Source organism: Leucobacter celer subsp. astrifaciens, assembly GCF_001273835.1.
GTDB classification, from domain to species: Bacteria; Actinomycetota; Actinomycetes; order Actinomycetales; family Microbacteriaceae; genus Leucobacter; species Leucobacter celer.
Genome location: NZ_JHEI01000134.1, coordinates 141,754 through 154,051 on the forward strand (window position 1 = coordinate 141,754; position 12,298 = coordinate 154,051).

13 protein-coding genes are annotated in these 12,298 nt (G+C 70.7%); 6 read left to right on the forward strand and 7 right to left on the reverse strand.

What is annotated here, in order from left to right; translation table 11 throughout:
- Window positions 1-49: 49 nt before the first annotated feature.
- The 4 genes from AMS65_RS04725 to AMS65_RS04740 all read left to right on the forward strand — a co-directional run bounded on the left by AMS65_RS04725 (window position 50) and on the right by AMS65_RS04740 (window position 3,921).
- Window positions 50-949 (forward strand): methyltransferase family protein, encoded by a 900-nt coding sequence (locus tag AMS65_RS04725; RefSeq protein WP_053383014.1) that lies wholly within the window; start codon window positions 50-52, stop codon window positions 947-949.
- A gap of 385 nt (window positions 950-1,334) precedes the next feature.
- Window positions 1,335-2,282, forward strand: coding sequence for a metal ABC transporter substrate-binding protein (locus AMS65_RS04730; protein WP_053383015.1), 948 nt, complete (start codon window positions 1,335-1,337; stop codon window positions 2,280-2,282).
- On the forward strand, window positions 2,279-3,058 hold the full coding sequence (locus AMS65_RS04735) for a metal ABC transporter ATP-binding protein (protein WP_053383016.1): 780 nt from the start codon (window positions 2,279-2,281) through the stop codon (window positions 3,056-3,058). Before AMS65_RS04730 ends, AMS65_RS04735 begins: the two co-directional genes overlap by 4 nt.
- A complete protein-coding gene (locus AMS65_RS04740) occupies window positions 3,055-3,921 on the forward strand; it encodes a metal ABC transporter permease (RefSeq protein WP_053383017.1) in 867 nt (288 codons plus the stop codon). The genes AMS65_RS04735 and AMS65_RS04740 overlap by 4 nt, the downstream gene beginning before the upstream one ends.
- Before the next feature lie 212 nt (window positions 3,922-4,133).
- On the opposite strand, the gene AMS65_RS04745 is transcribed toward AMS65_RS04740, so the two are convergent.
- From AMS65_RS04745 to AMS65_RS04775, 7 genes are all read right to left on the reverse strand, one after another.
- Complete coding sequence (locus AMS65_RS04745) at window positions 4,134-5,510, reverse strand: NAD-dependent succinate-semialdehyde dehydrogenase (protein ID WP_053383018.1); 1,377 nt, start codon at window positions 5,508-5,510, stop codon at window positions 4,134-4,136.
- Between the two features lie 348 nt (window positions 5,511-5,858).
- On the reverse strand, window positions 5,859-6,890 hold the full coding sequence (locus AMS65_RS04750; RefSeq protein ID WP_053383019.1) for a MerR family transcriptional regulator: 1,032 nt from the start codon (window positions 6,888-6,890) through the stop codon (window positions 5,859-5,861).
- 63 nt (window positions 6,891-6,953) lie between these two features.
- Window positions 6,954-7,577: a HEAT repeat domain-containing protein gene (locus tag AMS65_RS04755; RefSeq protein WP_053383020.1), complete on the reverse strand. Its 624-nt coding sequence runs from the start codon at window positions 7,575-7,577 to the stop codon at window positions 6,954-6,956.
- Between the two features lie 156 nt (window positions 7,578-7,733).
- Window positions 7,734-8,300, reverse strand: a complete 567-nt coding sequence (locus AMS65_RS04760; protein ID WP_053383021.1) for a YdeI/OmpD-associated family protein — start codon at window positions 8,298-8,300, stop codon at window positions 7,734-7,736.
- A 103-nt stretch (window positions 8,301-8,403) separates the two neighbouring features.
- Window positions 8,404-8,910 (reverse strand): GNAT family N-acetyltransferase, encoded by a 507-nt coding sequence (locus AMS65_RS04765; RefSeq protein ID WP_053383022.1) that lies wholly within the window; start codon window positions 8,908-8,910, stop codon window positions 8,404-8,406.
- Window positions 8,911-8,953: 43 nt separating this feature from the next.
- The gene (locus AMS65_RS04770; RefSeq protein ID WP_053383023.1) at window positions 8,954-9,832 is read right to left on the reverse strand and encodes a DNA-formamidopyrimidine glycosylase family protein; all 879 of its coding nucleotides are present in this window, start codon (window positions 9,830-9,832) and stop codon (window positions 8,954-8,956) included.
- A gap of 116 nt (window positions 9,833-9,948) precedes the next feature.
- On the reverse strand, window positions 9,949-10,983 hold the full coding sequence (locus AMS65_RS04775) for a GTP-binding protein (protein ID WP_053383024.1): 1,035 nt from the start codon (window positions 10,981-10,983) through the stop codon (window positions 9,949-9,951).
- A gap of 103 nt (window positions 10,984-11,086) precedes the next feature.
- Here AMS65_RS04775 and ykgO point away from each other — a divergent pair, with 103 nt between their 5' ends.
- Together ykgO and AMS65_RS04785 are read left to right on the forward strand one after the other, a co-directional pair.
- Window positions 11,087-11,209, forward strand: coding sequence for a type B 50S ribosomal protein L36 (gene ykgO, locus AMS65_RS04780; protein ID WP_053383025.1), 123 nt, complete (start codon window positions 11,087-11,089; stop codon window positions 11,207-11,209).
- Entirely contained in the window at window positions 11,206-12,231 is a 1,026-nt protein-coding gene (locus tag AMS65_RS04785) for a CobW family GTP-binding protein (RefSeq protein WP_053383026.1), read from the forward strand. Before ykgO ends, AMS65_RS04785 begins: the two co-directional genes overlap by 4 nt.
- The last annotated feature ends 67 nt before the right edge of the window (window positions 12,232-12,298 follow it).

A 12,298-nucleotide genomic window follows, 5' to 3' on the forward strand; every position in this document is an offset into this window, starting at 1 on the left:
AGCGGGCCAGCGATCCCCGATCCCCCGATCCCGCTCTAGACTCGTGCCCATGCTGACGAGGGGAGCCGGGCGCCTGTACTTCGCGCTGCAGGCGGCGGCCGGCGGTGCGTGGTGGGTCGCGGTCTTCACGACGTCGGTCGTGCGCGAGGCCACGCTCGGAGACCTCGACCCGGTGCTCGTCGCGGCGTTCGACCTCCCGCTGTTCGTCGGGGCCTCGGCACTCGCAGCTGCCGGTGTGCGGTTCGCCGTGTGGATCGCGGCGCCGTGGACCGCGCTCGTCGCCGCGGGCATGGCGGTCTACGCGACCGTCGCCGAGCGAGCGGGGTGGGGTGCGCTCCTCATGACGGCCGCCGCGATCGGCAGCGCGGGCGCGGCGATGCTCGTGCTGACCGGGCGCATCCCCGCGGAGCGGATCCTCGTGGGCCCGTTCGCGTTCCGCACGGCGCGGTCCACCGCGGCTCGCGACAACGTCGGGCGCACCGGAGCGCAGGTCGTCGTCTTCTGGGGGCTCTTCCTGGTGGTGATCCCGGTCGTCATCGCAGCGGTCGAGCAGCGCTGGGGCCTGCAGCTCGCCGCACCGGCGGCAGTGCGCGTCGCGGGGGCGGTGATCCTCGTCGCGGCGAGCGCACTCGGCATCTGGTCGGCGCTCGCCATGTCGCTGCGCGGTGCGGGCACTCCCCTGCCCTCGGCCATGGCGCACCGGCTCGTGGTGAGCGGACCGTACCTCTACGTACGCAACCCCATGGCGCTCGCGGGCATCGCGCAGGGCGTGGCGGTCGGGCTGATGCTCGGGTCCTGGCTCGTGGTGCTCTACGCGCTCAGCGGCTCGCTGTTCTGGAACCGGATCGTGCGCCCGCTCGAGGAGGCCGATCTGCAGGCGCGCTTCGGCGCCGAGTTCGCGGCGTATCGGGATCGCGTCGCGTGCTGGATCCCGCGCCTGCGGCGCTGAGCCGGCGGCAGCGCGAGCGTCGGCGCTGCCCCGGCGCTTCGCCCACAGCCTCGGAGCGCCGTCTCCCCCGCCCCCATCTTCGCGCGCCAGTTCTTGTCGCCTCACACGAGGTTTGGCGACAAGAACTGGCGCGCGAAGTCGTGTTTCGGCCGGAATCACTCGGGGCGCGTCGCTCGCGCGACCCGGCGAAAGATATGCGATCTGCACGAGATGTCCCGGTTTCCGCCCGGGATCCCAGATCTTCTGCAGATCGCATATCTTCTGCAGGCCTGATGCGGGGTCGATTCAACTGGGATCGGCTTGCAACGAGCCGAAGTACGGGCCTATAGTTATAAAAGTTCGGCTAGACGAACTTTTATCTTCACCCCACCTCGAAAGGATCTCGATGCACCGCCGTTCCCGACTGCTCACCACGACAAGCCTGCTCGTCGCCGCTGCGCTCGCGCTCGCCTGCTCGGCCTGCTCCGGACCCACCGGAAGCAGTGCGTCCGAAGGGCGTGCGGACGAGGGCAAGCCGGTGGTGCTCACCACCTTCACCGTGCTGGCCGACATCGCGCAGAACGTCGCGGGCGATCACCTCGAGGTGGCGTCGATCACGAAGGTGGGAGCCGAGATCCACGGCTACGAGCCCACACCGGGCGATATCGCGAAAGCGTCGAGGGCAGACCTGATCCTCGACAACGGTCTGGGCCTGGAGCTCTGGTTCGAGCGGTTCGTCGAGTCCGTCGACGTGCCCCACGCGGTCGTCTCCGACGGCATCGAGGTGATGGACATCACGGAGGACGCCTACGCGGGCAAACCGAACCCCCACGCCTGGATGAGCCCCGGGAACGTTCAGATCTACGTGGACAACATGGTCGAGGCGTTCAGCGAGCTCGACCCGCAGCACGCCGCCGACTACCGGGCGAACGGCGATGCCTACCAGTCCGAGCTGCATCAGATCCAGAAGCAGCTCGCCGCAGACCTCGCCGGGTTGCCGCAGCGCCAGCGAGCGCTCGTCACCTGCGAGGGAGCCTTCTCGTACCTCGCGCGCGACGCGGGGCTCACGGAACGCTACATCTGGCCCGTCAACGCCGAGCAGCAGGCCACCCCCCAGCAGATCGCCTCGGCGATCGAGTTCGTGCGCGACAACGACGTGCCCGCGGTGTTCTGCGAGTCGACCGTTTCGGACAAGCCGATGCAGCAGGTGGTCGCGGCGACGGACGCCGAGTTCGGCGGGGTGCTCTACGTCGACTCGCTCTCCGCGGCAGACGGCCCCGTGCCGAGCTATCTCGAACTGATCCGCCACGACGCCGACACGATCATCGCCGGCCTGACCGGGGGCGCCCCGTGACCGCCGCGATCCAGGTGCGCGACCTCGCCGTGCGCTACGGCGAGGTCGTCGCGCTCGAGGGTGTGAGCCTCGAGGTGCCGGTGGGCCGGGTCACCGGCCTGATCGGCATGAACGGCTCGGGCAAGTCGACGCTGTTCAAGACGATCATGGGCATGGTGCGGCCCGACCGCGGCAGCGTACTGCTCGACGGCGCCGGCCCGGCGGCCGCCCGCAAGCAGGGGCTGATCGGATACGTGCCGCAGAGCGAGGACGTGGACTGGGCCTTCCCGGTCTCGGTGCGCGACGTCGTGATGATGGGCCGCTACGGCCACCAGGGGCCGACCCGACGCGCGCGCGCCGCCGACCACGCCGCCGTCGCCGAGGCGCTCGAGCGAGTCGAGCTGACCGACTACGCCGACCGCCAGATCGGGCAGCTCTCGGGCGGTCAGAAGAAGCGGGCCTTCGTCGCGCGCGGCATCGCGCAGGACGCGCGGATCATGCTGCTCGACGAGCCGTTCGCCGGGGTCGACAAGCGCAGCGAGGCCACGCTCGTCCAACTGCTGCGCGAGCTCGCCGATGACGGCCGCACGATCCTCGTCTCCACCCACGACCTGCACGCGCTGCCGCAGCTGGCCGACGAGGCCGTGCTGCTGCTGCGCAGGGTGCTCTTCCACGGCTCGGTCGCCGAGGCGCTGCAGCCTGAGAACCTCGCGCTCACCTTCGGCCTCGATGTACTCGAGCAGGGACCGCGGGAAGCGCAGCATGATGAGCGGAACGTCGAGGGGGACGCCGCGTGAACACCCTCGACCTGATCCTCGAGCCCCTGCAGTACGACTTCATGCTGCGGGCCCTCATCACCACCGTCGTCGCCGCGATCGTCTGCGCCCTGCTGTCGTGCTGGCTCGTGCTGGTCGGGTGGTCGCTGATGGGCGACGCCGTCTCGCACGCGGTGCTGCCCGGCGTGGTCATCGCCTACATCTTCGGCGCGCCCTTCGCGCTCGGCGCACTGGTGTTCGGCTTCCTCTCGGTCGCTCTCATCGGCGCGATCCGCGGCACGAGCCGGGTCAAGGAGGACGCCGCCATCGGCATCGTCTTCACCACCCTCTTCGCCCTCGGCCTCGTGCTCATCTCCGTGACGCCCAGCCAGACCGACCTCAACCACATCATCTTCGGCAACATCCTGGGGGTCTCGAACGGCGATCTGATGCAGATCGGCGTGCTCGCAGCCGTGGCCTTCGCGATTCTCGTGCTCAAGCGCCGCGACCTGACCCTCTACGCCTTCGATCCGACGCACGCCCACGCGATCGGCCTCTCGCCGCGCTTCCTGGGGGCCCTGCTGCTCGGCCTGCTCGCCCTCACCTCGGTCGTCGCGCTCCAGGTCGTCGGCGTCATCCTGGTCGTCGCCATGCTCATCATCCCGGGCGCGACCGCGTACCTGCTCACGGATCGCTTCGGCCGCATGCTCGTCATCGCGCCGACCGTGTCGGCGTTCTGCTCGGTCGTGGGCATCTACCTCAGCTACTGGCTCGACGCCTCGCCCGGCGGCCTCGTCGTGGTGGTGCAGGGCTGCGCCTTCGCCCTCGTCTACCTGCTGAGCCCCCGGCACGGACTGCTCGGCAAGCGCCTCGCGACGCGGCGGCATCGGGCCGCGCGGCAGTAGTCGGCCCGCTCCGGCCCGCCCCCGGTGAAAACGAGTGAATTGTCCGAGACCGATAGAAATATCGACGCTGGAAGGCTCGGGCTCGAACAATTCGCTCGGGCTCGAGGGAAGCAGCGCGGATCCCCCCGCCCGCCGCCTGTTGAACGGTTGGGGGGGGACGCTCGCTCGCTCAATCAGCGGATGGGATCACTCGCTCAGCCGGCGGCTGTCGGTTACTTGGCTGCGAAGTAGAGGCGCTTGTTGGCGAACTCGCCGATGCCGACCGGACCCATCTCGCGGCCGAAGCCCGAACGCTTCACGCCGCCGAAGGGCAGCTCGGCCGCCTCCGCCGCGATCGTGTTGACGTGCGACATGCCCACCTCGAGCCGCGAGGCCACGCGCGCGGCACGCGCCTCGTCGGTCGAGAACACCGAGCCGCCCAGTCCCAGCGCGCAGTCGTTGGCGAGTTCGAGCGCCTCCTCGTCGCTGTGCACCTTGTACACCGTCGCGACCGGGCCGAAGATCTCCTCGCCGTACGACTCGGAGTCGCGGGGCACGTCGACGAGCACCGCGGGCGAGTAGTGCGCACCCGGGCCCTCCGACAACACGCCACCCGCGAGCAGACGCGCACCCTCCGAGACGGCCTTCTGCACCTGCGCGTGCACGGTCTCGGCCGCAGCACGGGTCGACAGCGGCACGTACTGCCCCTCCTCGAGCGCGAGCTGATCGCCCGGCTCGAGCCCCTCGGCGAGCTTCACCAGCTCGGCCACGAACTCGTCGTAGATGTCGGCCATGACGATGAGGCGCTTGTTCGAGTTGCAGACCTGACCCGCGTTGTAGACGCGGAAGTCCCAGGCCGTCTTGGCGACCTCGGCCACGTCGTCGGAGTCGAGCACCACCATCGGGTCGATCCCGCCGAGCTCGAGCACGCACTTCTTGAGGTGGGTGCCGGCCTGCGCGCCGATGATCGCGCCGGCACGCTCGGAACCGGTGAGCGAGACGCCCTGCACCCGGGGGTCGGCGATCATGGTGGCGATCTGGTCGTGGGAGGTGAAGAGCGCCTGGTAGCCGCCGACCGGCACGCCGGCCTGCTCCATGATCTCCTGGATCACGAGGTTGGACTTGGCGCAGATGTCGGCGTGCTTGAGCAGGATCGTGTTGCCGAGCACCAGGTTCGGGGCGGCGAAGCGGGCGACCTGGTAGTACGGGAAGTTCCACGGCATCACGCCGAGCAGCGCTCCCACCGGCAGGTGCTCGATGACGGCCTTGCCGGGGATGGTGCTCGGGATCTCGTAGTCGGTGATGAGACCCGGCCCGTAGACCGCGTAGTACTCGATGATGTCGGTCGCGAAATCGACCTCGTCGAGGCTCTCGGCGATCGACTTGCCCATCTCGATCGCGATGATCTCGGCGAGCTCCTCGCGGCGCTCCGCGAAGATCTCGGCAACGCGCTTGACGACCGCGGCGCGCTCCTGCACGCTCCGCTCGCGCCACTCGCGGTATGCGGCGTCGGCCGCGTCGAGCTGCTGCTCGACCTGCGCGTCCGTCGCTGATTCGAAGGTCTCGACAATCTCCCCCGTCGCGGGGTTCTGAACTCGATACTTCGCCATTATTTATCGTTTCCTGTCTTGATGATCGACGCGCGTGTGCGCGGCGCACTTTCTATCGTCGCATCTCGGGTGCCTCTCCGCGAGCACTTCTGCTGCGGATCCCGCACCCGCTCTCAGCTCGGACCGACGCAAATTATCGCCGTGCGTCGTGATGACAACGGTTTGCGTCGGTTCGACGTATCCGGTCGCGGCATGCACCGCCCCCCACACGAACCTTCGGACCCGACTTCGCGCGTCAGTTCTTGTCGCCTCACCGCGGGTGAGGCGACAAGAACTGACGCGCGAGGTCGGGTTTCGGCCGAAAGCGATCGGGGGCGGTACGCACGAGCGGCGGGTTGCGGCGGGCGCTCAGCGCTCGCGATCCACCAGGTACCGGGCCACGCGCACGACGGCGGGATCCGGATCGGCGAGCCGCTCCCGCAGTACCGCGAGCGCGGCCTCTCCCGGGATCTCGCCGAGCGCCTGGACGAGCCGGCTGCGCGCACCCGGCTCGGATGCGGCCGAGCCGTGGAGCCCGTCCGCGAGCAGGCGCACGATCTCCCCCTCCGCGGCGGCGGATCGGGCCGAGAGCGCACCCAGGGCCTCGGCGGCTTCGACGTCGCGGGATCCCGCGACGATCATCGCGACGAGCCGGGCCGTCACCGCCCGTTGCACCCGCGGGGATCGCTCCGCCTCGCGCCCCGCTGCAGCGAGCGCGAGCGCAGCGAGATCCGCGACCTCGGCGTCTCCGTCAGCGAGGCACTCGGCGAGCGCCGCAGCGGCCTCCGCACCCTCGAGAGCCGCGAGCGCCCGCACCGCACGCCGCCTGACGCGCACGTCGGGATCCCGCACGCGCGCCACGAGCTGGGCCACCGCAGAATCCCCCGCCCGCACGATCGCCCAGCGCAGGGCACCGGCTGCGTTCGGCTCGGCCTCGGCCAGGTAGGCGTCGACCAGCTGCGCCACGATGCGCGGCGCGTCTGATCCCGATCGCAGCGCGGCGGCCTGGCGGTCCCGCGGCGTGCCCGACCGCAGCGCCGAGAGCAGCCCGACCACGTCGAGCACCCCCTCCCAGCTCTCCGGCGTCGCCGCCTCGATGCCCTGCAGGCGCTCCAGCAACGCCCGATCGCGCGCGATGCGATCCTCGGCGTCGCGGCGCAGGCCGGCGATCACCTCCGCCGCATCGAAGCCCGGGTCGTCGAGCGCAGCCGCGGCCTGCCCGAGCGACAACCCGAGGGTGCGCAGCGCCTCCGCCTGGAACAGCCTGCGCACATCCTCGGCGTCGTACTCGCGATACCCGGCCCCACTGCGGGCCGAGGGGGACACCAGGCCGATGCGATCGTAGTGCCGCAGCATGCGCACGCTCACGCCGGAGCGCCGAGACAACTCCCCGATCAGCATGCGCGCCTCCTTCCGCGGCTCCCGCCCCAGCTCTGCTCGGAGCCTACCCGCCCGTCGGAGGCCTCACTCCTCCGCGGCATCGTGCACCGCCGCCTCGAAACCCAGCTCGGGATCGCGCAGCAGCAGCCGGATGACGGCCGCGTGCAGCCGCGCCTCGGGATCCTCGCCTCGCTGCGCATCGGCGAGCACCGGGTCCGCCGCATCGCCGAGATCGACGAAGGCGCGCCCCAGGCTGCGCTGCATCTCACGATCGCCGCGCCCCAGCTGCGTCGCCAGCCGGCGGGCGAGCTGCGCCTGCTCCACCTCGGGCACCACCGCGGCGGCGGTGCGCCAGGCGGTGCGGGCGAGCTCGTCATCGGGATCCCGCAGCATCGCGTCGGTGATCGCGGGCCAGGCGCGGGCATCGCCGATCTTGGAGAGCGTGTGGAGCGCCTGGGCGCGCGCCTGCGCGGTCGGCGAGTGCAGCTCCGCGAGCAGCAGCGGCACGGTCTCGTCGCGCGGGTGCCGGGTGATCGCCCAGGTCAACATGTCGCGCACGAAGAAGTCGGGCTCCTCGCCGCAGCGGCGGATCAGCACCCGGAGATCGTCCGGGTGCGGGCGGGTGCCCGCGGTGAGCGCGGCCTGGAGCCGCGCAGACGGGTCGGGGGCGCTGAGCGCGCGATCGAGCGCATGGTCGAGGGATGTCATGTCGCCTCCTCTCGTCTCCGAGTGAAGCGCCTGACACCGTGTCAGGGTCAAGCCGAGCCGTCGAGAAGTTCGAGCGCTTCCGGCAGGGTGGCTCCCGCCCGCACCGTGCCAGAAGTGCTCGAACTCCCCGGATGGGGAAGAAGGGAAGAGCGCGAGTCAGCCGGCGGCGAGCTTGCCGCTCTTCGAGACCTCGGGGTCGGTGCACGACGACAAGTCGAAGCAGCACGGGCGCCGCTTGCCGTCCCGCAGCTTCGAGATGCTGACCTCGACACGGCGGTCGCGCGTATCGGGGTTCTTGGTGGCGTTGATCCAGCGCACCCACTCCCAGCGCGCCATCGGCGTGAGGCCCGGCCAGACGTCGGCGAGATCCGGAGCCGCCCGCAGTGCTGTGGTGAAGTCATCGGGAAGCTCGGGCTCAGGCCACTGCCGCACGGGCTCGACCTCGAGCGCCACCGCGTCGCCCTCGGCGGGTCCCTCCCCCGAGTCATCGGCCAGGATGCCCGCCAAGCGCTCGTCGATCGAGATCCAGTGGCCGCGCAGGCCGTCGGGCTCGACCACGGCCTCGAACGCATGCCCGTTCAGCAGGCCCTCGACGGCGACCTGGCCCCGGGAGGGCAGCGCCGCACTCGCCTCCTCGGGAAACCGCAGGATGATCCGGTCGCCGATCCGCTGCAGCCGCCCATCGAACGCGATCGCGTGCGCCGCGGATGCTCGCTCTGCCATGACACCTCTCCTCACCGTGATGACGCGGGCGCGAAGCCCATTGCAGTCAGAGTAGTCACCGCGGGACGCGCGGTACTTCTCGATTCCTGATCGATCGCGCGGATCAGCGCTCGGAGCGCGCCGAACGCGTCATCCGGATCTCGCGCACACCGTCCGCAACGGTGTCTGCGCCATCCGGGCAGAACCCGTGCTTGACGTAGAACGCCTGTGCGCGGGGATTCGGGTCGGCCACCCAGAGGCACACGCCCTCGGAAGGCCGGACGACGGCGTTCAGCAGGTCCAGGCCCACGCCCTCCCCCAGGTGAGCGACGGAGACATAGAGGATGTAGAGCTGCACGGCCGAACTCGTCTCCTCGAGGGGAGGTCCTGCCATCGCGACGCCGACGATCTCGCCGTCGTGCTCGGCAACCGCGGCACGATTTCCGGCGTACCGCTCGTCAGTCAGCGCCGTGATCCAGAACTCCTCGCGCCGTTGCACGAGGGTCGGATCGTCGAGCACTTCGTCGCGCATGAGACCGCGGTAGGTGTCGCGCCACGATTGCACATGCATCCGCGCCATCGCCGGCACGTCCTCCGCCCGAGCGGCTCGCACCCTCACCCGTGAGCCCATGCGCACATCCTAGACAGCGACGGAATCGCCCGCCCCGGAGTGCCTACTTGAGCAGCCTCGACAGCACCCGATCCGCGAGCGGTTTTCCCCCGGTCTGGCAGGTGGGACAGTACTGCAGCGTGGAATCGCTGAAGATCACCTGCCGGATCGTGTCGCCGCAGACCGGACACGGCTCCCCGAACCGGCCGTGCACCCGCATCGTCGACTTCTTCTCGCGCTTGAGCTCGGCGGCCGGGAGCCCATCGGCGCGATCCACCGCCTCTCGCAGCATCGATTCGAGGGCGCCGTACAACCGCAGCGCATCGTCGCGGGGCATCGCAGCCGGCTTGAACGGAGACATGCGGGCGACGTGCAGGATCTCGTCGGAGTAGGCGTTGCCGATCCCGGCGATGAGCGACTGGTTGCGCAGCACCCCCTTGATCTGCGATCGGCCCGCCGCAGCGAGGATGCCCTCGAACACCTCGAAGGTGAAGGCCGCGTCGAGCGGGTCGGGCCCGAGGCGCGCGATGCCCGCAACCTCGGCCGGGTCGGTCACGAGATAGAGGGCGAGGTTCTTCTTCGTGCCGGCCTCGGTGATGTCGAGGCAGCCGCCGAATCCGGATCCCTCCTCGTCGAGGATCGTGAGCCGCGCCGCCAGCGGCCCGCGGCCCGGGCGCACGACGGTCTTCGGAGGATCGCCGCGCCACGTGATCCAGCCCGCGCGCGCCAGGTGGATGATCAGGTGATCGGAGCCGATGCGCAGATCCAGGAACTTGCCGTGGCGGCTCGCCTCTTCGACCGTGCGGCCGCTGAGCGCCGCCGGCTGGATCGCCACCGTCTTCAGCGCGGCGAACGCGTAGACATCGAGGCGCCCGACGACACGGCCGCCGATCCGTCGTCGCAGGTCGCTCACCAGCGCGGCCACCTCTGGCAGTTCGGGCATGCCTTCACGCTACGGCCAGGCCTTCGCCATGACAAGCCGCGGACGGGGCGGATCAGCGTCCCGGATCGGCGGGGCGGATCAGCGCGGCACTGATCCGGGCGCTGCAGCGGGCCGCCTCAGCGGGCAGAGGTGCGCGACACGGGGAACGGGTCGGCGAAGCCCGCCCAGGCCGCCGGCCCCGCGGCGAACTCCTCGTCGGTGAGCGCGGCCTCGTCGAGCGCCGCGACCAGAGCCGGCCGGTCGAGATCGAGGCCGATACCGGCGATGTCCTGCCCGAAGCCCAGCACCTCGTCGTCGTCCTCGTACTCGTCGTCGGCGACCAGCGGATGCATGGAGAACATCTGCCCCACGTGCTCCCACTTCGCCGTGACGCGCGGCCGCGAGGCGAGGCGGCAGAATCCGGCCGAACGGAGGACGGTTCCGAACGCACCGCGCGAGAAGTCGCCGTCGAGGAGGCGCGAGAGCCGTCCCGGGTGCATGGGGCGCAGCTGCTCGTAGCGGAAGAACGCGACCCGTGGATCGGTGATGTGCGGATCGAAATCCTCGTTGAGGATCCCGACCCACCCGGGGCGCTCCTGCCCGACGGAGTAGGCCACCGGCTCGCCGGGATGCTCGCCGGGGCGCTCGGCACCGCCCTCCGCACCGCGGTCGAGGCGCAGTCTGGCGTGCGGACTGAGGTGGCTGACGAGCGCCATCACCGTCGAGAGATCCGGTGTGGAGAGCGGCGCCCAGTTCACCAGCAGCACGGTCGACGCGAACTCGATCTGCTCCACGGCCACGAGAGCGCGCGCGTATCCCGTCTCTCCCTCCGGGCCGTACCGCACGAAGTAGTCGTCGCGGCGCAGGTCGTCGAGCACGTGCGCGGCGTCGACGACGCAGGTGATCCCGATCAGCCGCGTGCTCTCCTCGGCCTCGCAGAGCGTGCCGATGAGCTCCGTCATCGAGACGCGCGCGGGGAACTCCACGACGGCGCGCCCCTCCCGGTAGGCCCACGGCACGAGCGCCCCGGCCTCGGCGATGGGGTCGGGAGACACTGCGATGCGCGCCGCGGGCAGGAGCACGGATCGCGTCTCGCCCGCCAGGCGCTCGGCCGCGCGGCGCCGCTCCGGCCCGCACGAGCCGACGACGGCGATCACGTCGATGGGGTCCACGGCTGTTCCTCCGTTCGTCGGTGGCGCGCTCCACGGATGCGGCTCGCACGGATCATCTTATATGATAATCATTCTCAACAATGAAGACAGGCAGGGAGACGCCATGAAGGTCCGAGCATCGCTCAAGTCGCTCAAGAACCAGCCCGGCGCGCAGGTGGTGCGCCGCCGGGGACGGGTGTACGTGATCAACAAGCGCAACCCGCGCTTCAAGGGCCGCCAGGGGTGAACACCTCGCGCCGCGTACCGGTGATCGCCATCACCGGCCACCTCGGCGCGGGCAAGACGACCCTGCTCAACCATCTGCTGCGCCGCCCGGGCGCGCGCCTCGGGGTAGTGGTGAACGACTTCGGCGCACTCAACGTCGACGCCGCGCTCGTGGCGGGCCAGATCGACGAGGCAGCCTCGATCTCGGGCGGGTGCCTCTGCTGCCTCCCCGACGCCGGCGGCCTCGATGACGCCCTCGAGCGACTCTCGCACCCGCGCCTCGGACTCGATGCGATCATCGTCGAGGCGAGCGGCGCCGCCGACCCGATGGCCCTCGCCCGCGTCCTCCGCTACAGCGGCGTCGAGCGCGTGCGCCCGGGCGGCGTGGTCGAGGTCATCGACGCCGTCGAGCACTTCCGGACCGTCGACGTCCGACCCGATCCCCCGGCCCGCTACGCCGCCGCCACGCTGGTCGTGATCGGCAAGACCGACGCCCTCCCCGCACCCGAGCGAGACCGCGCAGTCGCCCGCATCGCGGAGCGCGTGCGGCGGCTGGGCCCGCACGCGCACATCGTCGTCGCCCATCACGGCCGGGTCGATCCCGCGCTGGTGTTCGACACCGACGACGACGAGGATCCCGCCGACCAGCTCCCCATCGGACGGCTGATGCGGGAGCAGCCGGCGGAATCGCGCACGCACGAGCACGCGACGGCGGTGGCGATGGATCTGCCCGGCGCCGTGTCGCCGTCCGCGCTCGTGGAGCTCCTCGAGCACCCGCCCGCCGGGGCCTACCGGGTCAAGGGGAGGATCCGGGTGCGGGGTCCGCACGGCGACCGCGGCTACCTGGTGAACCTCGTCGGCACCGCGATCCACGTCGCCCCGCTTGCTGAGCCCCCGCAGCCCGGCGAGCTGGTGGCGATCGGCATGCGCCTCGACGCCGCGGAGACCCGGACGCGCCTGGACGCCGTGCGCCGGGCCCCGACCGAGCGGGTCGAGGCTCCGGGTCTGCGACAGCTGCACCGCTATCGCAGGCTCAGCGACTGAGCGGCATCCCTCGCATTTCATGATTGCGACGAACGTCAGGATTTTGATACGATCAACGCGACATCCG

What these genes read in the sequence shown, in the direction of transcription:
- AMS65_RS04755 (WP_053383020.1), bottom strand. Translation starts at nt 7,577, where the DNA reads ATGACATCCCTCGACCATGCGCTCGATCGCGCGCTCAGCGCCCCCGAC.
- AMS65_RS04730 (WP_053383015.1), top strand. Translation starts at nt 1,335, where the DNA reads ATGCACCGCCGTTCCCGACTGCTCACCACGACAAGCCTGCTCGTCGCC.
- AMS65_RS04765 (WP_053383022.1), bottom strand. Translation starts at nt 8,910, where the DNA reads ATGGGCTCACGGGTGAGGGTGCGAGCCGCTCGGGCGGAGGACGTGCCG.
- ykgO (WP_053383025.1), top strand. Translation starts at nt 11,087, where the DNA reads ATGAAGGTCCGAGCATCGCTCAAGTCGCTCAAGAACCAGCCCGGCGCG.
- AMS65_RS04770 (WP_053383023.1), bottom strand. Translation starts at nt 9,832, where the DNA reads ATGCCCGAACTGCCAGAGGTGGCCGCGCTGGTGAGCGACCTGCGACGA.
- AMS65_RS04760 (WP_053383021.1), bottom strand. Translation starts at nt 8,300, where the DNA reads ATGGCAGAGCGAGCATCCGCGGCGCACGCGATCGCGTTCGATGGGCGG.
- AMS65_RS04750 (WP_053383019.1), bottom strand. Translation starts at nt 6,890, where the DNA reads ATGCTGATCGGGGAGTTGTCTCGGCGCTCCGGCGTGAGCGTGCGCATG.
- AMS65_RS04725 (WP_053383014.1), top strand. Translation starts at nt 50, where the DNA reads ATGCTGACGAGGGGAGCCGGGCGCCTGTACTTCGCGCTGCAGGCGGCG.
- AMS65_RS04745 (WP_053383018.1), bottom strand. Translation starts at nt 5,510, where the DNA reads ATGGCGAAGTATCGAGTTCAGAACCCCGCGACGGGGGAGATTGTCGAG.